A 26,854-nucleotide genomic window follows, 5' to 3' on the forward strand; every position below is an offset into this window, starting at 1 on the left:
CTCCCCGGCAGAAGGGGCTAACCGGCCTCAACAGACGTGCTGAGCCGGTTTAATCCATAGCGCCCAGGACTTCAAGGAGATCCTTCAAGGCCGCATTGAACCGCACAAGCTGTTCAGGGCTGAAAGAGCCCGCTTTAACACGCAGCAGGTTTCCGATTTCCCGTTTGTATGCGCCGATAAAAGCTTTACCATCCGCCGTCGCGTGGAGAAGAGACGCCCGTCTGTCCTGCGGATCAGGTGCACGTTCGATATAATCCAATTGAAGAAGCTTGTCCACGATAGGCGTCAGCTGCTGTTTGGAAACGCCCAGTTCGGCGGCCAGTCCGGACATGCGGAGCGTCTTTTTTTCATCGATCATAACGAGGGCGTAAAACTGCTGGGGACCGAGCGTCTGTTTTACCTGCTGTTCAAACAGCCTCATCATTTTTTTCTCCAGCAGAGGCATCAGTAAAGCCCAAGTGGCGATCATTTCGTCTGTGAGTTTTTGCCGGTCCTGCCGATTGTCGTTCATAAGCTCGTGTGAACCTCCTTTACCGGATGCGCCGGTGCTGATCAGCATTGCCGTTGCAGAGCGCAAAAGCGCAAAGCGGTGAGTGCGGTCTGCAAGTCACATCGCCTGCGCTCGTTTGACAGACTAAAACGGGTATGTTACTTTCGTCTAATAGTACATAATTATTTACTAATTAGGCGGTGAATGATTTATGATAGAAACCCAACCTAATCGTATGCCTTTTATCTGCTGAAATCAAAGATAAGAGGTGGCTGGGATGAAAAGAACTATTTTAAACCGTTTATTGGATGAAAAAGTACTCGCGTCCGCAGGTGAAGAAAGCTTTGACGGAACGGTCCTTGTGGCCGTAAACGGCGATATCGCGCTGCACGAAGCTTACGGCTGGGCCAATCGTGAACTGGAGGCGGCCAGCAGAACGGACACGGTGTACCGGATCGGTTCCGTTACGAAGCCTCTGACCGCAGCGGCCGTTATGCGGCTTGCGGCAGAAGAGGCGCTCCGTATCTGCGATCCTGTGGCGGAATATGTGCCCGGATTCCCGTCGGGGGACCGGATCACGCTGCGGCACCTTCTGATGCACACTTCGGGAATCCCGAATCTCACGGAGCAGCCCTCTTTTGCGGAGCAGGCGAAGACACGCCGGAACGTGGATGAGCTTATCGCTTTATTCCGCGGAAAGACGCTCGAATTCGAACCGGGTTCCCGGTTCAAGTACTCCAATTCCGGCTATATTCTGCTGGGGAAAGTGATTGAAGCGGCAAGCGGGCACACTTACTCCTCCTATATGAAGGAGAATGTGTTTGAACCTGCGGGCATGTCCGCCTCGGGTCTCGACGATAATCGGAGTCTGCTCAAAAACCGTGCCTCCGGTTACGAATTCGATGCCTCCGGAATGCGGTGCAACGCTTCCCATATCGACATGTCGAACGCGTTTGCGGCAGGCGGTTTGTACTCCACGGCAGCCGACCTGCACCAGTGGGATAAGGCGCTGCGTGAAAACCGGCTTCTGCCGGAGGATATCCAGTCCGATATGTACCAGCTGCACAACCCGGCCGGATACGGATACGGCTGGTTCAATCAATCGGAGCCGGACGGCACCGTGTATCATCACGGCGGAATTAACGGATTCACGTCGTCATTCGTCCGCGACTTGAAGCGGGGAATTACGGTTATCGTGCTCAGCAATACCGCGTCCGCGACTCCTTCCGTCCTGTCCGGCCAGCTTCACAAACTTGCCGCCGGGGCCGGCGGGTCCCGTTAGCCGGTTTACGGCACGCTCCGCCTGAAACATAGGGCCGGACGCAGCCGTGCGGCGCAAAGGAGGCCTTCTTACTATAGAAGGCCTCCTTTTTTCACATGCGGCTTTTCGGCCGTCCGGCACAGACACAATCCGGTCCCCGGCAGAATATACGGACGAGGGACAAAACCATGGCTTGTCAAACTAGTCCGCATAATCGGCCAAGTCCTTTCATAGACATGTATCAGTACATTTACTTAAGGATGAGGGGATGATGACATGCGTCGGGTCACATGGATACTCGCCATCGTGATGAGTGCAGCATTGCTTCTGGCCGGTTGTGGAAAAAAGGATGCAGGATCGGTAGTAAAAGATTTGGATCATGTGATCGGCAAGCTCGAAAGCTATCAGGGCACGGGACGCATGGTTCTTCAAACCGGGCAGGAGCCGCAGGAATACCAGGTGGAGGTGTGGTACCAGCAGCCGCACTACTACCGTATCTCCTTGACCAATGAGAAAAAAGACATCACGCAGGTTGTGCTGCGAAACGATGACGGGGTGTTTGTTTTGACGCCGCATCTGCATAAAAGCTTCCGGTTCCAGAGCGACTGGCCGGAGAATCAGGGTCAGGTCTACCTGTTCCAGTCTCTGGCCCAGAGCATTCTGCTGGACACGGAGCGCCAGTTTACGAAAGACGGCAATTCGTTCGTCTTCGACGTGGCGGCGAATTATGCCAACAGCGGACAAATGGCGAGACAAAAAATATGGCTGGATCAGAAAAGCCTGGCCCCACAAAAAGTGGAAGTATCCGACAGCAGCTCGAACGTACTCGTCAAGCTTGATTTCACGCAGTTCGAATTTGGCAAGAAGCTGGAAAAAGACAGCTTCGACATGCAGCGCAACATGACCAGCTGGGATCTGAAATCGCTGGATAAGGACGCGCCTGTCTCCGGCGCGCTCAAAGGTCCGGCCGCCGGTGCGGCGTCTCCGGACGGCAAAGCGGCCGCCGGCAAGGATACCCCGGCATCCGCCCAGAGTGGCGCCGCCGGCAAGGACGCGGCTGCCTCCGCGGACGGCGCGGGCGCCGGAGCGTCCGCCGGCGGCGGCAAGGCCCCGGCCGTGTCGCCGGGCCAAGACGCGGCCGCTGCCGGCAAAGCCGCAAACGGCTCCGCGAAGACCCCGGCCACGGCGGCGGGCTCCGGCAGCACGCCTGCTGACGCGGACAAGACGCCCGCTGCGTCAGGCGTCCCTGCCGCGGGCGGCACAGCCTCCGCCGGCGGCACCGGCGCCAAGCAGCCGGCTGCCGATGCGGCGGGCACTCCCGCAGCAGGCGCGGCCGGCGCGGACAAGAACGCCGCGGCCAACAGCAGCGCGGGCTTCGGCCTCATCGAGCCGTCCTACATGCCCAAGGGTGTCGCGCAGCAGGACATCCGGGATGTAAAGCTCGGCGAGAACACGGGCATCATGGTCCGCTACCAGGGGACCTACAACTACACGCTGCTGGAGTTAGCGCCGCAGACGCAGACCGTATCGGTCCTGCCCGGCGATATCGTCGACCTGGGCTACACGCTCGGTGTGGTTACCGGCGACGAGAAGAAGACGCTGACGTGGACGTACGACGGCATCGAATTCCGGCTGGCGACCGCCGATCTGCCGCACGACGAGCTTGTCAAAATCGCCCAGTCCGTTGCCGCAGAAGCGGGCAAATAACCCGCAAAGCCCCATGGATTGGGGAATTTTGCCCGGAACAATTCATTGACTTCATCCGGCGGAGCCTTTAACATGGGTGTAACGGAGGACGGCGGAAGTGCCGGCCAATTAGGGAAGGGAGACCCTGTTTATTCGGGATCTCCCTTGTCCCGTGTACAGTCTTGAAGAAGGTGAACTTTGACGTGGATGCTTTTTACCGTCCGACTTACGTGGAAATTTCATTGGATGCGCTCCGCAGCAACCTGGAGACTTTCAGGCGCGTGCTGCCGGGGAGCGTACACATGATGGCGGTTCTGAAAGCCGATGCCTACGGACATGGTGCCGTAGAGGTTTCGAAAGTGGCCATGGAATGCGGCGCAACCTACCTGGCCGTAGCTTTTCTCGACGAAGCGATGGAGCTGAGGAACGCCGGCATCACGGCGCCGATCCTCGTTCTGGGCTACACGCCGCCGGAAGGGATCGGACTTGCGCTGGAACATGATATTACGCTGAGCGTCTATACGGAAGAGCTTCTTGAAGCGGCTTCCGGTTATGCGCAGCGTGACGCCGCAGCGGGCGGGAACAAACCGCCGTTAAACATTCATATTAAAATCGACAGCGGCATGGGCCGGATCGGCCTGCACGACGAGGACGAAGCCGTCGCGTTTATCGCGAAAGCGCTGCAGACGCCGGGAATCCGGGTCGAGGGACTTTTTACCCACTATGCCAATGCGGATGAAACCGACAAAACGTATACGTACGAACAGCACGCGAAATTCTCCGGAATCGTCCGGAAGGCCGGTGAGCTGCCGGGGGCGCGTTTTCCTTTTGTTCACGCCGGCAACAGTGCGACGGCCATTGATTTGCCCGAACTTACTTACAATATGGTGCGTCTGGGCATCGCGATGTACGGCCTGTATCCGTCGGAAGAGGTGAACCGGGAACAGATCAGGCTGAAACCCGTATTGAGCCTCAAAACGGGAATCGTCCACCTGAAAACTCTTCCGCCCGGATCGGGAGTCAGTTACGGCACGATTTATCACACCCAGGGCGATGAGCGGATCGCCACACTGCCGATCGGCTATGCCGACGGCTTCTCGCGTCTGCTGACAGGGAAGGCCGAAGGGCTGGTCCGCGGCAGAAGAGCTCCGGTCGTAGGCCGGATCTGCATGGATCAATGTATGCTGAATACAAGCGATATTCCGGAGGCTGCGTTCGGGGACGAGGTTGTCCTGCTCGGCGAGCAGGGCGATGAGCGAATAACCGCGGAGGAAATCGCCGCCAAGCTGGGCACGATCAATTACGAAGTAACCTGCATGATCTCTCACCGGGTTCCCCGCGTTTATGTAAGCGGCGGCCGCAGAGTGAAGGCGGTCAACTCCCTGTTCAGACATCTTTTTTAACGGATCGACAGGACTTAATCAAAATTCCACAATTTTTCCCGAAGGAAAAACAGGATTTCAGGGTATGCCCTCGAATAGATTACAAGGGAGCTTGACGATGCGTATGGCATAAATGATATACCACACGCATATATACTGGAGTAGTATAAATTTACTACTGCATCGACATAATGGTAGTAAAGTGTTTTCGGATGTTTCTTGGGGGTGCGAAATCGGTGAATAATGCTCATAACACGAAGAGGATCATGATCAGTTTGCCAGACAACCTATTACAGGAGGTCGACGGCATTGTGGAGAAAGAGAACTCCAACCGAAGCGAGTTTATTCGCCAGGCCATGAAGCTGTATTTGCTTGAACGCAAAAAACGCAGTCTTCGCGAATCCATGCAGAAAGGCTACATGGAGATGGCCAAAATTAACCTAACGATAGCGGACGAAGCTTTTCAAGCGGAGGAAGAGGCGGACAATACGCTGGTACGCTTAGTAAGCGGGGTGTAATAATTTGATTGTAAAACGTGGCGATGTGTACTTCGCAGATCTTTCACCGGTTGTCGGTTCCGAACAGGGCGGCGTCCGTCCGGTGCTGATTATCCAGAACGACATCGGCAATCGCTTCAGCCCGACGGTCATCGTCGCCGCAATTACGGCGCAGATTCAGAAAGCGAAGCTACCGACGCACGTGGAAATCGATGCGGAAACGCACGGTTTTGACCGGGACTCCGTCATTTTGCTGGAACAGATCCGTACGATCGACAAACAGCGGCTGACCGACAAAATTACGCATCTGGATGAAGAATCAATGCGCAAGGTGGACGAAGCGCTGCAGGTCAGCGTGGGACTGATTGATTTCTAGCGATGAAATGAGGAGCGAGGGGCCCTAACAGCCCTCGTTTTTTCGTTTCTTTTACAAAGGTGGATACGAAAACGGGATCAGCCGCGCCAGTGCGGCGGGATCAGAAGTTTTCGGCGACAAGATCGGGCCGAGTACATGTCTGCCCGGATGAAAGCTACAAAACGCATGGGGGAATAACGATGGCAAACACGGATGTCCAGCACGCAGACAAGCAGCAAGCACCTAAGAGCTATGAACGGACCGAGGAAAAAACGGCGGCTACGGCGGCCCGGATCGTCAAACAAATCGCCGGCGAGCTTCAGCTTAAGGCTTCGCAGGTTCAAACGACCGTAAATCTGCTGGATGAAGGCAACACCATCCCGTTTATCGCGCGGTACCGGAAAGAAATGACGGGGGAACTCGACGAGAATTTCCTGCGGGACATCGAGGAGCGGCTGAATTATCTCCGCAACCTGGAAGACCGCAAGCTGGAAGTGCTGCGTCTTATCGACGAGCAGGACAAGCTTACCGGTGAACTCCAGGCTTCCATTGAAAAAGCGGTAAAGCTCCAGGAGCTGGAGGATTTGTACCGCCCTTACCGCCAGAAGCGCAAAACACGCGCGAGCGTCGCGAAGGAAAAAGGGCTGGAGCCGCTGGCGAAGTTTATACTGAAACAGCCTCAGAAAGGCTCGCTTCAGGAAGAAGCCGCGAAGTATGTTCGCGAAGACAAAGGCGTCGCCACCGCCGAGGAAGCTCTTCAAGGCGCGCAGGATATTGTCGCCGAGCAGCTCGCGGACGATGCGAAGATCCGGGCCTGGGTCCGCAAGTTTACGCACGATAACGGGATTCTGCGCACGGAAGCGAAGAAACAGGAAGAAGAGTCCGTGTACGAGATGTACTACAGCTACCAGGAACCGCTGAAAAAAATGCCGCCGCACCGTACGCTGGCGATTAACCGCGGAGAGCGCGAGGACGTGCTGAAAGTGGCGCTCGACGTTCCCGTGGAGCGGATCCACGAATTTATCGGCCGCCAGGTTATCCAGGGGCCGTCCGTAACCCGCGACGCGCTGCAATCGGCCGTGGAAGACGCCTACAAGCGTCTGATCGCGCCGTCCATCGAGCGGGAAGTCCGCGGAGAGCTGACGGAACGGGCGGAAACGCACGCGATCCAGATTTTCGCCGGCAATCTGCGGAATCTGCTGCTCCAGGCGCCCGTTAAGGGGCAGACCGTGCTCGGCGTCGACCCGGCTTACCGGACCGGCTGCAAGCTGGCCGTCGTGGATGAGACGGGCAAAATGCTGGAGGTCACGGTGACGTATCCGACGCCGCCTAACAACAAAGTCGCCGAAGCGAAGGCCGCTTTCAAGCGCCTGATAGACACGTACGATGTCGGCCTCATCGTCATCGGCAACGGTACAGCTTCGCGCGAAACGGAGCAGTTCGTGGCGGATCTGATCGCCGAGCTCAAATCGCGCAAGCTCCAGTACCTGATCGTGAACGAGGCCGGCGCAAGCGTGTATTCCGCCTCGAAGCTGGCGCAGACGGAGTTCCCGGACCTCGACGTCGCGGAGCGCAGCGCGATCTCGATCGCCCGCCGCCTGCAGGACCCGCTCGCGGAGCTTGTCAAAATCGAGCCGAAGGCGATCGGCGTCGGCCAGTACCAGCATGACGTCTCGCAGAAGCATCTCGACGAGAGCCTCAAAGCGGTTGTCGAATCCGCGGTTAACCATGTCGGTGTCGACGTGAACACGGCATCGCCGTCGCTGCTTTCCTACGTCTCCGGAATCAACAGCACGATCGCGAAGAATATCGTGAAGTTCCGCGAGGAGAACGGGAAATTCGGCAGCCGCAAAGAGCTGCAGAAGGTGCCCCGCCTCGGCGCGAAAACGTTCGAGCAGTGCATCGGCTTCCTCCGGGTACCCGGAAGCGGCAACCCGCTCGACAACACCCCGATCCACCCCGAGACTTACGGTGTGGTGGATAAGCTGCTGGCCGAGCTGAGAGTCGAGCTTGCCGGGATCGGCTCCCAGCAGCTCAAGGAGCTGCTTCAGCGCCAGGAGCCCGAAGAGCTCGCGCCCAAGCTCGGTATCGGCGTGCCCACGCTGCGCGACATTCTGGACAGCCTGCAGCGTCCGGGCCGCGATCCCCGCGAAGAGCTGGGCACCCCGATCTTCCGGACCGACGTCCTGCAGATCGAAGATCTGAAGCCGGGTATGGAGCTTCAGGGTACCGTGCGCAACGTGATCGATTTCGGCGCATTTGTCGATATCGGGATCAAAAGCGACGGTCTCGTCCATATTTCCCAGCTCAGCGACAAGTTCGTGAAGCATCCGATGGACGTGGTGTCCGTCGGTGACAACGTAACGGTCTGGGTATTGAATGTAGACGTGAAGAAAGGCCGTGTCGGCCTGACGATGAAACAGCCGCAGTAAGCAGAAACTGTCCTAAAGAACCTCAAGATCCCAAAGAGCTTGAGGTTTTCTTTTTTAATGAGAACTCATTGCCTCAATTACCTCGGTGCGTCTTGTCATCTCGATAAGGCAGAGCGGGAATAACTCTTGTCCGAATGGGCAAAAACAGAAAAGATAGCTGCCGCTGGAATCCGGCAGCCAATCAGAGCGGAGGGAAGGTCCATGCTTCACACATGGTTACGCAAGGGAGGAACGCTGGCGCTTGCCGTTCTGCTGTTTATTTCGGCCGGATGCGGCACGGCGGGACCGCAGGCGGGTCCGGGTAATAATCAGAACGGCGGCAAGGAAGGTCAGCCCAGCCCGACACCCACGCTCGAAGATCCGCTGAAGGATCAGATCGCGAGGATGACGCTGGATCAGAAAATCGGACAGATGGTCATCAGCGGCGTCGACGGTCTGGTCATGGACGAGCATGCGCGGCAGCTGATCGATACGTATAAGGTCGGCGGCTTTATTTTATTTAAGCCGAACGTAAAAAGCGCGGGCCAGACGGTGACCCTTCTGAATGCGCTCAAAGAAGAGAATGCCCGTACAGGCAGTAAAATACCGCTTATGTTGAGCGTGGACGAGGAAGGCGGACGCGTCAGCCGCATGCCGGACGAATACACGGACGTACCCGCGGGCCGTGTAATCGGCAATACGAAGAACCTGCGCTTCGCCGCGGAGATCGGGGATATTCTCGCCCGGGAAGCGGCTTCCCTCGGATTTAACACGAATTTCGCTCCGGTGCTCGATATCAACAGCAATCCGAAGAATCCGGTGATCGGCGATCGTTCTTTCGGGTCGAAGCCCGAGCTTGTCGGCAGTCTCGGCGTCGAGATGATGAAAGCCATGGCCGCGCAGAAAGTGATCCCCGTCGTGAAACATTTCCCGGGACATGGCGATACCGCCGTCGATTCGCATATCGGGCTGCCTGTCGTGGAGCACGACGCGAGCCGTCTGCGTTCCTTTGAGCTCGTCCCGTTCGTCAAAGCTTTTCAGAGCGGGGCGGACGCGGTCATGGTCGCGCACATCCTGCTTCCGAAGCTGGATGCCACGTACCCGGCTTCCCTGTCTCCGGCGGTCATTACCGATTTGCTGCGCAAAGAGCTGAATTTCGGCGGTGTCGTGTTCACGGACGATCTGACCATGGGCGCCATCGTCAAGAGCTACGGAATCGGCGAAGCGGCCGTTCAAGCAGTGAAGGCCGGTACGGACGTGGCCCTTGTCTGTCATGAATTCGACAATACGGTCCGTGTCGTAAAAGCGCTGAAGCAGGCAGCCGAAACCGGCGTTCTATCGGAGCGCAGAATCGATGAGAGCGTCTACCGGATTCTGAAGCTGAAATACAAGTACACGTTAGCCGATCACCCGGCACCGCAGCCGGACGTAGGCAAGATTAACGAGCAGATCGGCCGTGTTCTGGACGCCCGTCTTCCATAGAAGCCTTGGTAGGTGACAAAAAAAGCAGGTAATTCCGCTGTTGCGGAGCTACCTGCTTTTTTCAAAGGATCCCGACAACTCGTCGGGCGATCTCCGTGTCCGGTAAAAAAACCAACTGTCGTTAAGCAAACGAATCTGGCGAGGGTTTTTGTTCTGGAACGCTCGCATCAGCTGATTGCAGAGCCACTGCGGCATAACGCCATCCCCTTCCTGACTGACTACTTACAGCATATGGGGAAGAAGCGCTCGGCGTGCAGGTCCTGCAGCTTTTTTTATCGGAAAAGCGGAGATTTACTGTCTTTCTTCCTCATACTCCTCGTACCATTGCTCCAGTTGAGCCTGCAGTGCGCGGATTTCGGTGAGGAGCGATACGAGGGGGTAGGCGGACTCCTGAATGGAAGCGAAAGAAGCTTCGAGTTTGTTGATATAGTCGAGACCTCCGGTTACCGGATAAGCGGTTCCCACCGGTTCCAGGTTGTCGCATTCGGCGATAACGACGGGCAATTCAGGCACATTGTGTGCGGTCAGTTTCTCGATTTCTTTGTGCAGCCGGCCGTTCAGGGCCGTAAGCTGGTACATGTGCGTCGCGGGCATTTCGACAAATTCAAGCTGGTCCTTCAGTTTCAGGATCGCATATTTCATAACGCTGGTCGGCATAGCGGCGGTGCTCCTCTCATGCATCACGTTCTCGTTTTCTACTTGACAGTATAGCCCTTCATTAGGTACAAATTCAAGAGAGACTTATCCGCGGGAACAGAGGGGAAACCCCGTTTCCAAGCGGGGAAAGGAGCGGCTCGCTATGGACGACGCGCAGCTTCAGGAGTGGGTGGAACAGATTTCTTTGCAGGCGTTCGGATGGCCGTTTCGCCACCGTGCGCGGTTTAACCGCAGGCTTCGTGCCACGGGCGGGCGTTATTTTACGAAGTCCCACGATATTGAGATCAGCTGGCATCAATGGGAGACTTACGGCAGAGACGATGTCGAAAAAATCATTAAGCACGAGCTGTGCCACTATCATCTTCATTTGCAGAAAAGAGGGTACCAGCACCGGGATGCGGATTTCAAGCTGCTGCTCAAGCAAGTGGGCGGGACGCGATTTTGCCGGGCTCTGCCTCAGCGCAAGGAACCGGCGCCATACAAGTACAAGCTCCAGTGCGTGACGTGCGGTACCGAATACTACCGGAAAAGAAAGATGGATGTGCGTAAATACTCGTGCGGAAAATGCCGGGGAAAGCTGCGGCTTTACACGCTTGACTTTCCCAAACGTTCATGATAAATTAATTATTGTCTTTCCCTGATAGCTCAGTTGGTAGAGCACTCGACTGTTAATCGAGTTGTCACAGGTTCGAGTCCTGTTCGGGGAGCCATATCTGGAGAGATACCCAAGTGGCTCAAGGGGACCCTCTGCTAAGGGGTTAGACTGCGTAAGTGGTGCGAGGGTTCGAATCCCTCTCTCTCCGCCATAAGTATTGTGAAGGAAGTCGCTTGATACAGCGGCTTTTTTGCTTTTTAAGGGCCTTTGTGCAGGCGGCGCGGATTCGGGCCGAAACGATTTTATGCCAGAAAATTCATTGCAAATTAGGCTTGTCATTTTGAAAAGGTTAAGCTATAATAACACTTGTCGTCAAAAACGACATCATGTTCTAAGAGTTGACATGGCCCGTTGGTCAAGGGGTTAAGACACCTCCCTTTCACGGAGGTAACAGGGGTTCGAATCCCCTACGGGTCACCATGAGAGCCATTAGCTCAGTTGGTAGAGCACCTGACTTTTAATCAGGGTGTCGAAGGTTCGAGTCCTTCATGGCTCACATTCTTTACCTCACATGCGGTCGTGGTGGAACGGCAGACACGCTATCTTGAGGGGGTAGTGCCCAATGGGCGTGAGGGTTCAAATCCCTCCGACCGCATACCTCATTAAATAAGAGACCTTGCTGAATGCAGCGGGGTCTTTTATTTTTTTTTAGAAATATTTCCCGAGAAATATCGAACGGTGAGACGGGTGTCTATTTGTGCCACATGATTCATCGACAAATAATCAAATGTATAAGCTGTATGTCGAAAAGCCGAAAACGTCCAATGAAGACAACGATACCCGACAATTGGCCGAGAAGAATTGCGAGGCCATTTCGATACGAAATCTCTTTGCTGAACGCAATGAATTCTTAAAAACGCAGAGCGGGCATTCAAATCGATACCTATTCACGTATGTTAACCCGGAATGGATTCCGGGTTTTTTTATTTTCCTAAAATTAACATCCAGCTAATGCTGAATTGTAATTTCTTCCATATAATGGTGGAGTAAGCTATTATCCATTCAGAGGAGGGAATTAAATGATTCAAAAAGTTCGTGCCCGTATGATCCCGTTGTTAGGCCTTTCCGCCGTTCTTGCGTGTTCTTCGGTGGTCCAAGCCGCTTTGCCGCCGGCTCCGGTTTTACATGACGAGAATCCGTCTGGCCATTTCGGGGACTGGTACACGGGAGCGGTGCCTCCGCAGGCTTCGAAAGACAAGCCCGTCATTCTTTTCGTTCAGGGGCTCCACTCGAACTACAATACCTGGCTCAAAACGGACGGATATTACGAAGCGGCTTATAAAGCCGGGTACCGCACGGCTTTTGTGCAGCTGAAAGATGCGGACGGATCGGGCGGGGACATGTGGACCAACGGCGCGAAGCTGGCCGAGGTCATTAAAAAGGTCGCCGGTCATTACGGTGTCTCTCAAATTAACATTATCGCCCACTCCAAGGGCGGACTCGACACGCAGGCGGCTCTCCTTCACTACGGTGCCGCGCCTTACGTGAACGTCGTTCACCAGCTTTCTACGCCGAATAGAGGCTCCGAGCTGGCCGATATGGCTTACAGCGACTGGACAAGCTGGCTGGCCGAGATCCTTGGCAAGAAGGATGATGCGGTCTATTCGCTTCAAACCTCCTACATGGCTAATTTCCGGACGCAGACAGACGGCAAGCCGGGAGTTTCCGCGACCAAGACTTACATGTCCGGCGGGGAAGGCGACGACGGCTGGTTCACTGCCTACTGGTTCGCTCATGCCGTTCTGCCGGGTGAAGATGACGGTGCTGTCAGCGTGGCTTCCGCGCTCGGTCTGCCTTATGGCATTAAAAGCTTTACAAAGGACATCTCCCACAGCGCGATGACGACGGCCTCCCAGACCTGGAGCCTGGTACAGCCCAAGCTGGCACTCGGTAAAACGGCAGCCGCAGCGGCGCCGCTTCAAGGAGAGAATCTATTCACCGCTCAAGCGGCGCCTGCTGTTTCCGAAAATTCTTCTTTTATTATGAAAGGAGGCAGTCTCGCGAAGGGAGCCGCTAAAGAAGGATTCCCGCTGGAAAGCGGTATCGGCTCGATCTCGCTGGATGTGCTCACAGCCAAAGAAACGACGCAAGTCACATTGACCAGCCCGTCCGGCAAAAAGATCCCGCTGAACCCGTCCCCAAGCGCGGAGAAAGACGAAGCGGTTCTGTTCTCCGATGCTGTTCATCATACGCTGACGCTCAATAATCCGGAGAAGGGGAACTGGACCCTGGAACTGTCGGGTGAAGGGGACGCGTACTTTATGCTGGCCCGTCCGGAAGGCCGTGTGAAGGGCCAAATCAAAAACGCGCGCAAGCAATACAAACAAGGCGAGAACGCGCAAATTGCCGTTTCGTTCGACGGAGCGGGCAAGCTGGAAGACGCCAAAGCGAAAAAAGCGAAGTTGACTCGTTCCGGAGGGAAAGGCAAAGCGAAGAGCCTGCAGCAAGCGGATGAAGTCAACCTGCAAACCGCCAAGAACGAAGTGCTCTTGGACTTCAAAGTGCCGACGGAGCCCGGGGTTTATAACATATCATTCGACATCAACGGAGTGAACGAACGGCAGGAGCCTTTTACACGTTCCGTGAATTACAATTTCGCCGTGACGAACGAGGCGGGCAAAGTCGAATAAAACGGCTTGCAAAACGGCTCTCTCTTCGTTTGGAGCTCCCCCGTTTCGGGTAATCTAAAAAGAGAAAGAGAAACGTGTTTACTCGAAAGGAGCTGGAGAGAGCATGTCGAATCCGTCTTTGGAACAGCAAATCGTAAGCGTTTTGGATAAAAACGAAATCTGCTCGTTCGGAACTGTGGAGAATGAGAAACCGCGTGTGCGCTATATGGCTTTATTTCACGAGGAACTGACCATTTACTTGGCGACCAGCCGCAAAACCGATAAAGTGGAAGAGCTGCAGGATAATCCCCATGTACATATTCTTGTGGGCTTTGACGGCAAACCTTCTTCCGATATTCTTCAAATCGAAGCGACAGGCAGCGTAAGTACCGATGAAAGCTTGCGTGAAAAAGTATGGCGCGACGACTTCAAGGAATGGTTCGACGGCCCGCACGATCCTGAGTACGTCATCCTGAAGATTGTTCCCAGCCGTATCGAGTATTACAGCGGTAAATCCGAGCCTCAGGTATGGCAGGCACCATAACGCCGCTAGTAAAAGCACAAAGCCGAAAGGAGTCCGGTTTGGACCCTTTCGGCTTTTTTTATTAAATCCACCGGACAACGGGTGATCAGCTCCGGAATTTCTCCCGCAAGGGTTAGATCGAACAAGAGGACCGGTTCGTCAGGAAGGTGCCGGCACAGCACAACGGCCGGCAGTGCGGTAACGCCTTATGGGGGTATGTTCCACTTCCGCGGCGTTGCCGCACTGCCGGAATATCAAAAAGAACGCGGAGGCTGCACGGGCAGTTTCTCCGCGTTCTTTTGTTATAACCTACCGGCTGATGTGCATGCGCTTCTGCACTTGGCCGAGGACAAAATCCGTCAGCAGCGCGAGAAGCGCGGCCGGGATAGCTCCCGCATACAGACGGGCGGAATTGTCCATGTTGATGCCGGAATAAATCTCCCGGCCCAGACCGCCGCCTCCGATCAGCGGAGCGATGGTGGCCACGCCAATGGCGATGACTGCGGCCACCCGGACGCCTGTCGCGATGAAAGGCAGCGACAGCGGAAGCTGCACCTTCCACATCAGCTGAAGCTGGCTCATGCCCACGCCCCGTCCGGCTTCCGTTATCGCCGGGTTGACCTGGGTGAGTCCGACGAAGGTGTTGCGGATGATCGGCATCAGGGAATAGAGGAAGAGGCCGATGACCACTGTCTTGAAGCCGAGCCCGAATACGATCATCAGCAGCACTAGCAGCGCGAGACTCGGAAATACCTGGATGATGTTCGCGGCTGTAAGAATGACGGAACCGAGACGGCGGTAACGCGCGGCCAGAATACCCAGCGGCACCCCGACGATCAGCGCCATGAGAATGGCAAGCAGTACCATTACGATATGATCGTACGTCAGTCCCAGTAAATCCAGCCAGTTTTCACTAACATATTGAAAGAAAAGCTCCATATTCATGTCCCCTTAGAAGGCCTGCAGGACCTTTATTTCAGCAGTCCGATTTGTTTTAAATAGTCTTCCGCGACTTTCTTCTCATTGCGTTTTTTTACGTCCACTTCATAGTTCAAGTCAATCATGGTTTTGGCGTCGATTTTCCCGATAAGCAGCCCGATGATGTCGTTCAGCTCCGGATAAGCGGCCAGCAGCTCTTTTTTCACTACCGGAGAAGCATCGTAAGGAGGGAAGAACTGTTTGTCGTCCTCCAGTGTCACCAGATTGTATTCTTTTAAGCGGGCGTCCGTGGAGTAAGCCAGAACGATATCCACTTTTTTACTGGCTACGGCGCTGTAAACGAGTGCGACTTCCATAGGAAGCGTATCTCCGAATTGAAGCCCGTAATGTTTGGCGAATGCCTTGTATCCGTCGCTTTCTCTTTCCAGCCAGGTCGTATCTACCCCGAGTTTAATGGAGCCGGCATCCGGAATAATGTCCGAGATCTTCTTCCAGCCCTTCTCGTCCGCCAGTTCCTTGCGTACCGTAAAGGCATACGTATTTTCGAATCCGTAAGGATTAAACCATTTAAAGTTAAAATGTTTATCGAAACCGGCCTGCGCTTCCGCAAGTATTTCTTCGCGGTTTCTTTTCTTATCTTCAATCGGGAAATGCTTATTGAGCAGTTCGCCGGAATAAAGGGTGGACATCTGGATGTCGCCCTTCTTCATGGCATCGATGATCACTCCGCTTGACGCAAGGTCCGGGAGGACATCCACCTTCAGGTCGGTGCGGTCCTCGATCAGCAGCTTGTACATTTGAGCCAAAATTTTCGGCTCCGAATAAGTTTGCGTACCGATCAGAATGGTATCTCCCCGTCCGCAGCCGCTTGCTGACACAACCACCGCAGCGAGAAGGCCTGCCGCCAATAAGCGTCTTCTCACACGTTTCATTCGATATCCCCTTTAGACGGCCTTAAGAGCACGGCCGTTTTTTATAATGTAAGCTTTTATTCAGCTCGTTAATGATCGTTTTCAAAAAAATTAAGCCGCTTTGGCGCCTGATGTCTTGGTGCGTGAAGTGAGCCATTTTTCCAAAGCTCCCAGCACGAAATCGGCGATCAGAGCCAGGATGACGGCCAGAATGGCGCCGGTGAAAATAAGCTCCTTCTTGTTCACGCCCATGCCCGCCACAATCAGCTGGCCCAGACCGCCGGCTCCGATAAGGGTCGCCAGTGTAGCCCAACTGATAATATAGACCGTGGTAACGCGGACGCCGGACATAATGTAGGGAAGGGCCAGCGGAAGCTGAATGCGCACCAGCCGCTGGATAGAGCTGTAGCCCATACCTCTTGCGGCCTCGATCAGATGCGGATTAACCGCCTGGAAGCCCGTGAATGTATTCCGCATGATAGGCATCAGGGAATACAGGAACAGGGCGATGATGGCCGGCTTCATACCGACCCCGATCAGCGGGATCAGGATGGCAAGCAGGGCGAGGCTGGGAATGGTCTGGAGCAGATTCGATAAAGCGAAAACAAGCGAATTGATCCATTTAATCCGGTTTCCGGCTAAATATACGCCTATAGGGATGGCGACAATACAGCCGAAAAGAATAGACAGGAACGAAATAATAAGATGTTCCCGGAAAGCGACCAGAATATCCGGCAAGCGGTCGCTAAGAAATTGACCGTAGCTGTTCAGGAAGTCCATTTAAGCACCTCCGCTGCCGCCGGCCGGTACTTGCATCCCGTCTTCCGCGGAAGTTTGGAGTGCCGCTTCGGCCGTTTCGGCAGATTCGTCGGACTCGGCCGGCGTATATACATCCGCGATATGACGGACCACACTTCCTTTGGTGACGAGCCCGGCGAACGTGTTGTTCTCGCGGACAACCGGAATATAAGGAAGGTTGTGCTCGTTCATAAGCTGGATTGCCACGGATAAAGACGTGCCGGTTTCGACCGTATGATGAAAAGGTTTGGCGATATCGGCGAGTGTGATATTTTCCTGCTTATACTTGTCGAGCACCTGGAAGATGGACGTGGTACCGGTCAGGCGGTTTTGTCTGTCTACGATCAGGAGGGAATCGACCCGGTTTTTCTCCATGATTTTAATGGCTTCGGCCAGTCCGCGTGTAGGGTAGGCTGTGATCGGATGTTCGGCCATAACTTCATCGACCGTCGGGATTTCCTCGAATCCGGTATCCGCCTGAAGACGCTTTTTACCGACGAAGGATTTCACAAACTCATTGGCCGGATAACGGAGGATATGCTCCGGACTGCCGTGCTGAACGATCACGCCGTCCTTCATAAGCACGATATTGTCCGCGATTTTCACGGCTTCGTCCATGTCATGGGTAACGAAAATAATCGTCTTTTTCAAATCCTGCTGAAGCCGGATCAGCTCGTCCTGCAGCTGTTCCCGGGAGATGGGGTCAAGAGCGCTGAACGGCTCATCCATCAAAATAATGTCGGGCTCCGCAGCCAAAGCGCGGATAACACCGATCCGCTGCTGCTGTCCTCCGCTCAGTTCGGAAGGATAACGGTTGCGGAACGTGTCGGGGTCAAGAGAAACCAGGCGAAGCAGTTCATCAACCCGCGTATCGATCCGCTGCTGGTCCCATTTCAGAAGCTTGGGAACAACCGCTACGTTTTTGGCGATCGTCATATGAGGAAACAGGCCGATATTTTGTATCACGTAGCCGATATTGCGTCTCAGCTCGACGGGGTCCATTTGGGAAATATCTTTCCCTTTAATGGTGACTTTCCCTTCGGAGGGATTGATCAAGCGGTTGATCAGCTTCATCGTGGTAGATTTACCGCAACCGCTTGGTCCGATAAGTACGTGGAGCTGGCCTTCGGCAAACTCCAAATTAAGATCTTTCAATGCGACGAATCCATCGTCGTATCTTTTGATAACACCTTCCAGGCGAATCATTCTATGCAGCACCCCTTTTTCTCTAAGTAACAGCTGTGAAGTTCACTTATGTAACCTTTTATATAAACAAAAGGAAGCAAAATGAATCACCCGCCCCCTAAGGATTCAATCTCCTTGTCCAAAAGCCCCCGCGGAAAAAACGCGGTTCGTAAGAGATCACAAAAGCTTTCGGAGCGAGTTCGTGAAGCGTGTTCAGAAGCTTTTTCTCCAGGGAGCGTTTGGCGAGCACTTGCATGACCAGACGAGGGCCGTCACGACCTTCCGCCACCCAGTGAGTGACACCGTAACCCTTATTCCGCAGCGTATCCGGCAGAGTCGTTTCCGTATAATCGACGACGATTTGCAGAGTGGTATATCCCAGCGCAAGCCAGCCTTCTATACGAATCCCCAGCCAGACGCCGGCTCCCCATCCTAAGCAGTACGCGATAATATTGACAGGATCGTCGATGTTCTTGAGTACAATATTGAGGCCCATTAAATAAATGAAGATCTCCACCGTGCTTATACTTGCGGCGAGCAATCTTCTTGCCTTCATCACCAAAATCATACGGATCGTGGAGAGTGAGACATAAGCGATATTAATAACGATAATGGTTACAATGGTTTGGGCGCTTATCATGCTGATGCTCCTTTCGATGTGAGTCTGGCGCTTTCAACTTATGGAAAGGTATTACCCACAATCGCCGCGGCCGAACAGGAACGGGGGAAAGAAGGGAAAAGGAATGTCTGCAACCCGGCAGGTATAAGAGCGCTATTCATTAACCCGGATGTCGGCTGAAGTTGTTTCAAGCTTAGCTTTGGCTTTACGTTTAAGATTGCTGAATGAAGACTAAACTATACAGGGCTGCTTATATAGGAAGTTAATCGTTCATACATGTAAAAATATACCTGTTGAATCTTTCTTCGCAGCCATGGTATATTGTTCTTCCGGCCACTGAGAGGCAGTCGGAAAGGATTAAAAAAAAGATGTTGCAAGCTAACAGCTAATGTGATATATTATAACTCGGCCGCAAGAAACGCGGTTGAATGTGAGAGTCATGTTAGATAACCTGCTACAGAGTGTTAAAAATAACACTTGCATCGTAAAGATGAATGTGGTAGAATGAAATTCCGGTCGCGAGAACGACTGGTACAAACGAGTAAGGCGAAACAAGATTGTCCTTTGAAAACTGAACAACGAGTGATTGAAGCGTCTCAGTAATGAGACATTAAATGAGAAGAAATTCTCGTCAGCAACGAATGTTTGAGCTTAATCAGCTTGAGATAAACCGCTGGCCTTAGGGCTAGCACAACTTTATCGGAGAGTTTGATCCTGGCTCAGGACGAACGCTGGCGGCGTGCCTAATACATGCAAGTCGAGCGGACTTGAAGAGAAGCTTGCTTCTCGGATGGTTAGCGGCGGACGGGTGAGTAACACGTAGGCAACCTGCCTGTAAGATCGGGATAACTACCGGAAACGGTAGCTAAGACCGGATAACCGGTATCTCCGCATGGAGAGACTGTGAAACACGGAGCAATCTGTGGCTTACGGATGGGCCTGCGGCGCATTAGCTAGTTGGTGGGGTAACGGCTCACCAAGGCGACGATGCGTAGCCGACCTGAGAGGGTGAACGGCCACACTGGGACTGAGACACGGCCCAGACTCCTACGGGAGGCAGCAGTAGGGAATCTTCCGCAATGGACGAAAGTCTGACGGAGCAACGCCGCGTGAGTGATGAAGGTTTTCGGATCGTAAAGCTCTGTTGCCAGGGAAGAACGCCAAGGAGAGTAACTGCTCTTTGGGTGACGGTACCTGAGAAGAAAGCCCCGGCTAACTACGTGCCAGCAGCCGCGGTAATACGTAGGGGGCAAGCGTTGTCCGGAATTATTGGGCGTAAAGCGCGCGCAGGCGGTTTTTTAAGTCTGGTGTTTAATCCCGAGGCTCAACCTCGGTTCGCACCGGAAACTGGGAGACTGGAGTGCAGGAGAGGAAAGTGGAATTCCACGTGTAGCGGTGAAATGCGTAGAGATGTGGAGGAACACCAGTGGCGAAGGCGACTTTCTGGCCTGTAACTGACGCTGAGGCGCGAAAGCGTGGGGAGCAAACAGGATTAGATACCCTGGTAGTCCACGCCGTAAACGATGCATGCTAGGTGTTAGGGGTTTCGATACCCTTGGTGCCGAAGTTAACACAGTAAGCATGCCGCCTGGGGAGTACGCTCGCAAGAGTGAAACTCAAAGGAATTGACGGGGACCCGCACAAGCAGTGGAGTATGTGGTTTAATTCGAAGCAACGCGAAGAACCTTACCAGGTCTTGACATCCCTCTGACCGGCTTAGAGATAAGCCTTTCCTTCGGGACAGAGGTGACAGGTGGTGCATGGTTGTCGTCAGCTCGTGTCGTGAGATGTTGGGTTAAGTCCCGCAACGAGCGCAACCCTTGAACTTAGTTGCCAGCAGGTAGAGCTGGGCACTCTAAGTTGACTGCCGGTGACAAACCGGAGGAAGGCGGGGATGACGTCAAATCATCATGCCCCTTATGACCTGGGCTACACACGTACTACAATGGCCGGTACAACGGGAAGCGAAGGAGCGATCTGGAGCCAATCCTAGAAAAGCCGGTCTCAGTTCGGATTGCAGGCTGCAACTCGCCTGCATGAAGTCGGAATTGCTAGTAATCGCGGATCAGCATGCCGCGGTGAATACGTTCCCGGGTCTTGTACACACCGCCCGTCACACCACGAGAGTTTACAACACCCGAAGTCGGTGAGGTAACCGCAAGGGGCCAGCCGCCGAAGGTGGGGTAGATGATTGGGGTGAAGTCGTAACAAGGTAGCCGTATCGGAAGGTGCGGCTGGATCACCTCCTTTCTATGGAGACTCGGGTCCTGCAACGGACCCAGTCAAGAAGGCAGTGCCTTCAACCTTCAATCACTCGTTGTCAGTTTTGAAAGGAGAATTTGCTTCTCTTTTCAACCGTTGATCCTTGAAAACTAGATAGCGAAACATGTAACTAGAATCATCCAAAACCTTGTTGGTTTTGATCGATGTAAAGCGAGGTTATATGCTAAAAAGTGATTTTGTAAGCGCAGCTTACTAGCACGAGTCAGGATATAACGGAGCGACTGGTCAAGCTAATAAGGGCACACGGAGGATGCCTAGGCGCTAGGAGCCGAAGAAGGACGTGGCGAACGACGAAATGCCTCGGGGAGCCGTAAGCAGGCTTTGATCCGGGGATGTCCGAATGGGGGAACCCAGCTGTGGTAATGCGCAGTTACCATGCAGTGAATACATAGCTGCATTGGAGGCACACCCAGGGAACTGAAACATCTAAGTACCTGGAGGAAAAGAAAACAATAGTGATTCCGTCAGTAGCGGCGAGCGAACGCGGATTAGCCCAAACCAAGGAGCTTGCTCCTTGGGGTTGTAGGACGTCAACATGGCAAAAGTTCATTAGGTGAAGTGATCTGGAAAGGTCCGCTGCAAAAGGTAACAGCCCTGTAGCCGAAAGTGAACGTATGCCTAGACGGATCCTGAGTACGGCGGGACACGTGAAACCCCGTCGGAATCCGGCAGGACCATCTGCCAAGGCTAAATACTCCCTAGCGACCGATAGTGAAGCAGTACCGTGAGGGAAAGGTGAAAAGCACCCCGGGAGGGGAGTGAAAAAGAACCTGAAACCGTGTGCCTACAAGAAGTCAGAGCCCGTTAACGGGTGATGGCGTGCCTTTTGTAGAATGAACCGGCGAGTTACGTTTGCATGCGAGGTTAAGCTGAAAAGGCGGAGCCGCAGCGAAAGCGAGTCTGAATAGGGCGACTATAGTATGCAGGCGTAGACCCGAAACCGTGTGATCTACCCCTGTCCAGGGTGAAGGTGCGGTAACACGCACTGGAGGCCCGAACCCACGAATGTTGAAAAATTCGGGGATGAGGTGGGGGTAGCGGAGAAATTCCAATCGAACTCGGAGATAGCTGGTTCTCCCCGAAATAGCTTTAGGGCTAGCCTCGGGGGATGTGTCGTGGAGGTAAAGCACTGATTGGGTGCGGGGCCCGCCAAGGGTTACCAAGTCCAGTCAAACTCTGAATGCCACAGACATTACCCCGGGAGTCAGACAGTGAGTGCTAAGATCCATTGTCAAGAGGGAAACAGCCCAGATCATCAGCTAAGGTCCCCAAGTGTGTGTTAAGTGGGAAAGGATGTGGAGTTGCACAGACAACCAGGATGTTGGCTTAGAAGCAGCCACCATTTAAAGAGTGCGTAATAGCTCACTGGTCGAGTGACTCTGCGCCGAAAATGTAACGGGGCTAAACACACCACCGAAGCTATGACTTGCACCTTGTGTGCATGGGTAGGGGAGCGTTCTGTACGGAGTGAAGGTAGATCGTGAGGACTGCTGGACTGTACAGAAGTGAGAATGCCGGTATGAGTAACGAAAAGATCAGTGAGAATCTGATCCGCCGAAAGCCTAAGGGTTCCTGAGGAAGGTTCGTCCGCTCAGGGTAAGTCGGGACCTAAGGCGAGGCCGAAAGGCGTAGTCGAAGGACAACAGGTTGAAATTCCTGTACCACCGTAAGCCGTTACGAGCAATGGAGTGACGCAGCAGGGTAGGGACGCGGACTGATGGATGTCCGTCCAAGCAGTGAGGCTGATGTGTAGGCAAATCCGCACATCATAAGGCTGGGCTGTGATGGGGAGCGAAAATTACAGTAGCGAAGGTCTTGATCTCACACTGCCGAGAAAAGCTTCTAGCCAGGCGAAGGTGCCCGTACCGCAAACCGACACAGGTGGGCGAGAAGAGAATTCTAAGGCGCGCGGAAGAACTCTCGTTAAGGAACTCGGCAAAATGACCCCGTAACTTCGGGAGAAGGGGTGCCCCGGTAGTGTGAATAGCACGAGGGGGCCGCAGTGAAAAGGCCCAAGCGACTGTTTAGCAAAAACACAGGTCTATGCGAAGCCGCAAGGCGAAGTATATGGGCTGACGCCTGCCCGGTGCTGGAAGGTTAAGGGGAGCGGTTAGGGGTAACCCGAAGCTGTGAACCGAAGCCCCAGTAAACGGCGGCCGTAACTATAACGGTCCTAAGGTAGCGAAATTCCTTGTCAGGTAAATTCTGACCCGCACGAATGGCGTAACGACTTGGGCGCTGTCTCAACGAGAGATCCGGTGAAATTTTAATACCTGTGAAGATGCAGGTTACCCGCGACAAGACGGAAAGACCCCATGGAGCTTTACTGCAGCTTGATATTGGACTTTGGTACGATCTGTACAGGATAGGTGGGAGCCTTTGAAGCCTGAGCGCCAGCTTGGGTGGAGGCGCCGTTGGGATACCACCCTGATCGTATCGGAGTTCTAACCTACTACCGTAATCCGGTAGAGGGACCGTGTCAGGTGGGCAGTTTGACTGGGGCGGTCGCCTCCTAAAGAGTAACGGAGGCGCCCCAAGGTTCCCTCAGAATGGTTGGAAATCATTCGAAGAGTGCAAAGGCATAAGGGAGCTTGACTGCGAGACATACAGGTCGAGCAGGGACGAAAGTCGGGCTTAGTGATCCGGTGGTACCGCATGGAAGGGCCATCGCTCAACGGATAAAAGCTACCCTGGGGATAACAGGCTTATCTCCCCCAAGAGTCCACATCGACGGGGAGGTTTGGCACCTCGATGTCGGCTCATCGCATCCTGGGGCTGAAGTAGGTCCCAAGGGTTGGGCTGTTCGCCCATTAAAGCGGTACGCGAGCTGGGTTCAGAACGTCGTGAGACAGTTCGGTCCCTATCTGTCGCGGGCGCAGGAAATTTGAGAGGAGCTGTCCTTAGTACGAGAGGACCGGGATGGACGTACCGCTGGTGTACCAGTTGTCTCGCCAGAGGCATCGCTGGGTAGCTATGTACGGAAGGGATAAGCGCTGAAAGCATCTAAGCGTGAAGCCCCCCTCAAGATGAGATTTCCCAGTATGTAAGACCCCTTGAAGACGACGAGGTAGATAGGTTGGAGGTGGAAGCACAGCAATGTGTGGAGCTGACCAATACTAATCGGTCGAGGGCTTGACCACCAAACATGTGCGGAGTACAGGTTACTTCGAAAGCATATGCTTAGGCACTTACGACAGTAAAAGCCGCATCAGAAGCATACCTAGCGTATGCACCATAAGATCTTTGGATGGATCGACTGCTTGTTTCGCTGCTAGTTTTCAGGGAGCAACCCTGATGTGTCTGACAAGACACCTGTTTGGTGACGATGGCGGAAGGGAACCACGCGTACCCATCCCGAACACGACCGTTAAGCCTTCCAGCGCCGATGGTACTTGGACCGAAGGGTCCTGGGAGAGTAGGACGTTGCCAAGCAAGAGCCCACTTAACGGTGGGCTTTTCTTATCCTCTTTAACAAGTTTCTACCTATTATATAGGTATACATATGGGCCCTTAGCTCAGCTGGTTAGAGCGCACCCCTGATAAGGGTGAGGTCGGTGGTTCGAGTCCACTAGGGCCCACCACTTACCGATCTGTCGTTCTAAAAAAACGCTTGACGAATTTCTCAAGACAAGTTAAAATTTTTTCTGCAGCACCAAAATGGGGCCATAGCTCAGCTGGGAGAGCGCATCGCTGGCAGCGATGAGGTCAGGGGTTCGATCCCCCTTGGCTCCACCATCCTATTCCCTGATAGCTCAGTTGGTAGAGCACTCGACTGTTAATCGAGTTGTCACAGGTTCGAGTCCTGTTCGGGGAGCCATACATATAATAAGAGCCGAGAGGCTCTTTTTTTGATGCCGTCTAAAGCGAACCGAGCAGTCGCGAAGCTGTATGATACTATATTCGGGATGGCGAATTACCGTAAATTGGGGGGCGTTTGGGTCCTGCACGCCATTTCGTGCGTCATTCTGTATATTCTGTCCCAAAGTTATATCTCAAAGGGAAGCGGTTTTCAGGGGCAGCGAAAGGACGGAGGACAGCTGCAAAATGTTGCAATAGGAAGAGTATGCCAAAATGGGTTCATGTTTTAAATGGATAACCGTACGAGAGTGAATGGTCTCGGAGCGGTTTTTTTTGTTATTCGGAAAAGAGAGATTAAACAAAAAGACGAATCTCCGCATACAAAATGGCACCTTGATTACATTCGGTTAAAAACTTGGGCGCAGCAGGTGCAAAATGACACGAAGATACCAACAAGCGTCGGTGTGGAGATTCTGTTCTTTCCGGTACAATTTTATGTAAACGCTCTCTTCACGAGCAGCAACATCGAATCTGAGGAGCAACGGGGGGCTGCAACTATGAATTTTGATCTGTCTGTGGTGCCATTCAGCCGCTTTGGTTCCTATTTCGCCCTATCGAGACTGCCGCAAAGCGATAAACGCAGCGAAGGGCTTTACGTACGAATGATCCGCGGGGGCGACGAGCAGGCCGGTGTCCTTTTCGGTATCACGCCCATTGATCCGAAGAGCAGGGAAGCGCTGACCGAATATAGGGTAGAGGCTTCCCCCGTCAAGGTTCGCTTGGAAAGCGGAACGGGCTGGATGGAATGGTGCATTCCGGAGCCGGACTGCATCCGTGTCAGAGGGGAAGGAATCGGACTGAAGCTGACGGCGGAGCTAAGCGCGTACGATTACGCGCTCCCTTATCAGGAAAGAGGCTGGGAGCTTAACAGCTTCTCGCGTGAGGTCCGGATTCTGCTCTCGCCGCTGCTCGGTCATTTCGAACCGGATGTAGTCTGGGGCGGTCTCCGTGCCAAACATATCTCGTTCGGGATCGTTCCCGGAGGGGAAAACCAGTCGTTCGATCTGTCCCTCGAAGAATACCGGACGGTCCCCGGACAGCGCGACAAGTATTCGTACGAAGAGGCCGAGGCAATGGCGGGCCAAGAATGGGAACAGTGGCTAGCCCGCACGATAAAAACGCCGGAGGACTGGGAAGAGGCACGGACGCTGGCTGCCTATATTACGTGGTCCTGCGTCGTACGCGCGGACGGCTATTTATCCCGTCCCGCCATGTACATGTCCAAGAATTGGATGACGAATATCTGGAGCTGGGATCACTGCTTCAATGCGATGGCACTGGCCGGAACGAATCCGGACCTCGCCTGGGATCAGTTTGCGATATTTTTTGACAAGCAGGATGAGAGCGGAATGCTGCCTGACTTTTTAAACGATAAATATGCGCTCTGGAACTGCTGCAAACCTCCTATTCACGGCTGGACACTAAACTGGATGATGGAACATTCGTCGGCGGTTACGGATGAACGGCTTCGGGAAATTTACGAGCCGCTCGGCAAATGGACGACGTGGTGGTTCCGGTACCGCGATGACGATGGAGACGGAATACCGCAGTACAACCACGGCAATGACAGCGGGTGGGACAACAGCACGGCGTTCTTGACGGATATTCCCGTGGAAAGCCCGGATCTCTCGGCGTTTCTCGTCATTCAGATGGAAGTACTGGCAACCGCAGCGCAGAGACTCGGCTTGGAGGAAGAGTCCGAGCGCTGGTCGGCGAGGGCACGGGAGCTGCTCCAGAAGCTCATCGCACACTTCTGGGATGAGGCGGAAGGCCGCTTCACGGCTATGCGTTCAGGTTCCCACGAGCGTTCGGCCGGAGACAGCCTGCTGACGTTCGTCCCGATCGTGCTGGGAAGCCGGCTCCCCGGCCCTATCCGCGAGAAGGTGATCGCGGATTTAAAGCAGCCGGACCGCTTCCTGACCGGCAACGGGCTGGCGACGGAAAGCACGTCGAGCCCGTACTATGCGGCGGACGGCTACTGGCGCGGCCCGATCTGGGCGCCTTCCACGATGCTGATCGTGGAAGGACTCCGCGGCGCGGGCGACGAAGCGTTTGCCTCGGAGCTTGCCCGCAAGTTCTGCCGCATGGCGGCGGGGTCGGGTATGGCGGAGAACTTTGACGCCGTAACCGGCGAGGGACTGCGGGACCGGGCGTTCACGTGGACGTCGAGCGTTTTTCTTATGCTGGCCGGCAGTCTGCAGGGGATAAGAGACGGTTACGAGGGCGGCATCCACTGATTCGGGAGCAGGAAGA

Annotated in this window: 19 protein-coding genes, 8 tRNA genes and 3 rRNA genes; 22 read left to right on the plus strand and 8 right to left on the minus strand. The window is 54.2% G+C overall.

Going from position 1 to position 26,854, the window contains the following annotated elements; genetic code table 11:
- Positions 1-49: 49 nt before the first annotated feature.
- Positions 50-511: a MarR family winged helix-turn-helix transcriptional regulator gene (locus ABC395_RS02770; protein ID WP_413000551.1), complete on the minus strand. Its 462-nt coding sequence runs from the start codon at positions 509-511 to the stop codon at positions 50-52.
- A 256-nt stretch (positions 512-767) separates the two neighbouring features.
- Here ABC395_RS02770 and ABC395_RS02775 point away from each other — a divergent pair, with 256 nt between their 5' ends.
- The 7 genes from ABC395_RS02775 (at position 768) to nagZ (ending at position 9,564) form a co-directional block, all read left to right on the plus strand.
- Positions 768-1,772, plus strand: a complete 1,005-nt coding sequence (locus ABC395_RS02775; RefSeq protein WP_413000553.1) for a serine hydrolase domain-containing protein — start codon at positions 768-770, stop codon at positions 1,770-1,772.
- A gap of 255 nt (positions 1,773-2,027) precedes the next feature.
- Entirely contained in the window at positions 2,028-3,458 is a 1,431-nt protein-coding gene (locus ABC395_RS02780; protein WP_413000554.1) for a DUF4367 domain-containing protein, read from the plus strand.
- Positions 3,459-3,640: 182 nt separating this feature from the next.
- A complete protein-coding gene (alr, locus tag ABC395_RS02785) occupies positions 3,641-4,840 on the plus strand; it encodes an alanine racemase (RefSeq protein WP_413000555.1) in 1,200 nt (399 codons plus the stop codon).
- Positions 4,841-5,055: 215 nt separating this feature from the next.
- The gene (locus ABC395_RS02790; RefSeq protein WP_036740450.1) at positions 5,056-5,337 is read left to right on the plus strand and encodes a CopG family ribbon-helix-helix protein; all 282 of its coding nucleotides are present in this window, start codon (positions 5,056-5,058) and stop codon (positions 5,335-5,337) included.
- A 4-nt stretch (positions 5,338-5,341) separates the two neighbouring features.
- Positions 5,342-5,692 carry a type II toxin-antitoxin system PemK/MazF family toxin gene (locus tag ABC395_RS02795; RefSeq protein ID WP_009675190.1) on the plus strand — a complete coding sequence of 117 codons (351 nt, stop codon included), beginning with the start codon at positions 5,342-5,344 and terminating at the stop codon, positions 5,690-5,692.
- A 179-nt stretch (positions 5,693-5,871) separates the two neighbouring features.
- Positions 5,872-8,103, plus strand: a complete 2,232-nt coding sequence (locus ABC395_RS02800) for a Tex family protein (RefSeq protein ID WP_413000557.1) — start codon at positions 5,872-5,874, stop codon at positions 8,101-8,103.
- Positions 8,104-8,304: 201 nt separating this feature from the next.
- Positions 8,305-9,564, plus strand: coding sequence for a beta-N-acetylhexosaminidase (nagZ, locus tag ABC395_RS02805; RefSeq protein ID WP_413000559.1), 1,260 nt, complete (start codon positions 8,305-8,307; stop codon positions 9,562-9,564).
- 48 nt (positions 9,565-9,612) lie between these two features.
- Here the strand turns inward: nagZ and cmpA are convergent, their stop codons facing one another.
- Together cmpA and ABC395_RS02815 are read right to left on the minus strand one after the other, a co-directional pair.
- Positions 9,613-9,759 (minus strand): cortex morphogenetic protein CmpA, encoded by a 147-nt coding sequence (gene cmpA / locus ABC395_RS02810; RefSeq protein ID WP_085981306.1) that lies wholly within the window; start codon positions 9,757-9,759, stop codon positions 9,613-9,615.
- Positions 9,760-9,855: 96 nt separating this feature from the next.
- A complete protein-coding gene (locus ABC395_RS02815; RefSeq protein WP_413000561.1) occupies positions 9,856-10,221 on the minus strand; it encodes a hydrolase/acyltransferase in 366 nt (121 codons plus the stop codon).
- A 142-nt stretch (positions 10,222-10,363) separates the two neighbouring features.
- On the opposite strand from ABC395_RS02815, the gene ABC395_RS02820 reads away from it, so the two are divergent.
- From ABC395_RS02820 to ABC395_RS02855, 8 genes are all read left to right on the plus strand, one after another.
- Complete coding sequence (locus ABC395_RS02820; RefSeq protein WP_413000563.1) at positions 10,364-10,837, plus strand: SprT family protein; 474 nt, start codon at positions 10,364-10,366, stop codon at positions 10,835-10,837.
- An 18-nt stretch (positions 10,838-10,855) separates the two neighbouring features.
- Positions 10,856-10,931, plus strand: a tRNA-Asn gene (locus tag ABC395_RS02825).
- Positions 10,932-10,936: 5 nt separating this feature from the next.
- Positions 10,937-11,027 (plus strand) — tRNA-Ser (locus tag ABC395_RS02830).
- Positions 11,028-11,221: 194 nt separating this feature from the next.
- Positions 11,222-11,296, plus strand: a tRNA-Glu gene (locus ABC395_RS02835).
- A 3-nt stretch (positions 11,297-11,299) separates the two neighbouring features.
- Positions 11,300-11,372 (plus strand) — tRNA-Lys (locus ABC395_RS02840).
- Between the two features lie 17 nt (positions 11,373-11,389).
- Positions 11,390-11,471, plus strand: a tRNA-Leu gene (locus tag ABC395_RS02845).
- A gap of 424 nt (positions 11,472-11,895) precedes the next feature.
- Positions 11,896-13,506 carry an esterase/lipase family protein gene (locus tag ABC395_RS02850; RefSeq protein ID WP_413000565.1) on the plus strand — a complete coding sequence of 537 codons (1,611 nt, stop codon included), beginning with the start codon at positions 11,896-11,898 and terminating at the stop codon, positions 13,504-13,506.
- Between the two features lie 103 nt (positions 13,507-13,609).
- Complete coding sequence (locus ABC395_RS02855; protein ID WP_413000567.1) at positions 13,610-14,029, plus strand: pyridoxamine 5'-phosphate oxidase family protein; 420 nt, start codon at positions 13,610-13,612, stop codon at positions 14,027-14,029.
- Positions 14,030-14,317: 288 nt separating this feature from the next.
- On the opposite strand, the gene ABC395_RS02860 is transcribed toward ABC395_RS02855, so the two are convergent.
- The 5 genes from ABC395_RS02860 to ABC395_RS02880 all read right to left on the minus strand — a co-directional run bounded on the left by ABC395_RS02860 (position 14,318) and on the right by ABC395_RS02880 (position 18,481).
- The gene (locus tag ABC395_RS02860; RefSeq protein ID WP_009675182.1) at positions 14,318-14,947 is read right to left on the minus strand and encodes an ABC transporter permease; all 630 of its coding nucleotides are present in this window, start codon (positions 14,945-14,947) and stop codon (positions 14,318-14,320) included.
- 32 nt (positions 14,948-14,979) lie between these two features.
- Positions 14,980-15,879, minus strand: a complete 900-nt coding sequence (locus ABC395_RS02865; RefSeq protein ID WP_413000569.1) for a glycine betaine ABC transporter substrate-binding protein — start codon at positions 15,877-15,879, stop codon at positions 14,980-14,982.
- Positions 15,880-15,969: 90 nt separating this feature from the next.
- On the minus strand, positions 15,970-16,638 hold the full coding sequence (locus ABC395_RS02870; RefSeq protein ID WP_413000571.1) for an ABC transporter permease: 669 nt from the start codon (positions 16,636-16,638) through the stop codon (positions 15,970-15,972).
- Complete coding sequence (locus ABC395_RS02875) at positions 16,639-17,862, minus strand: ABC transporter ATP-binding protein (RefSeq protein WP_413000572.1); 1,224 nt, start codon at positions 17,860-17,862, stop codon at positions 16,639-16,641.
- A gap of 97 nt (positions 17,863-17,959) precedes the next feature.
- Positions 17,960-18,481, minus strand: coding sequence for a DUF2179 domain-containing protein (locus tag ABC395_RS02880; RefSeq protein WP_413000574.1), 522 nt, complete (start codon positions 18,479-18,481; stop codon positions 17,960-17,962).
- 675 nt (positions 18,482-19,156) lie between these two features.
- Between ABC395_RS02880 and ABC395_RS02885 the strand changes: the two genes are divergently transcribed.
- From ABC395_RS02885 to ABC395_RS02915, 7 genes are all read left to right on the plus strand, one after another.
- Positions 19,157-20,710: ribosomal RNA gene (locus ABC395_RS02885) — 16S ribosomal RNA — on the plus strand.
- A gap of 256 nt (positions 20,711-20,966) precedes the next feature.
- A 23S ribosomal RNA gene (locus ABC395_RS02890) occupies positions 20,967-23,883 on the plus strand.
- A gap of 175 nt (positions 23,884-24,058) precedes the next feature.
- Positions 24,059-24,175 (plus strand): 5S ribosomal RNA (gene rrf, locus ABC395_RS02895).
- Together the 16S, 23S and 5S rRNA genes with 3 tRNA genes alongside form the textbook arrangement of a ribosomal RNA operon.
- Before the next feature lie 72 nt (positions 24,176-24,247).
- Positions 24,248-24,324, plus strand: a tRNA-Ile gene (locus tag ABC395_RS02900).
- Positions 24,325-24,402: 78 nt separating this feature from the next.
- Positions 24,403-24,478, plus strand: a tRNA-Ala gene (locus ABC395_RS02905).
- A 6-nt stretch (positions 24,479-24,484) separates the two neighbouring features.
- A tRNA-Asn gene (locus tag ABC395_RS02910) sits at positions 24,485-24,560 on the plus strand.
- 538 nt (positions 24,561-25,098) lie between these two features.
- Positions 25,099-26,838, plus strand: a complete 1,740-nt coding sequence (locus ABC395_RS02915) for an amylo-alpha-1,6-glucosidase (protein WP_413000576.1) — start codon at positions 25,099-25,101, stop codon at positions 26,836-26,838.
- The last annotated feature ends 16 nt before the right edge of the window (positions 26,839-26,854 follow it).

Origin of the sequence: Paenibacillus canaveralius (assembly GCF_047238265.1) — a bacterium.
GTDB lineage: Bacteria > Bacillota > Bacilli > Paenibacillales > NBRC-103111 > Paenibacillus_F.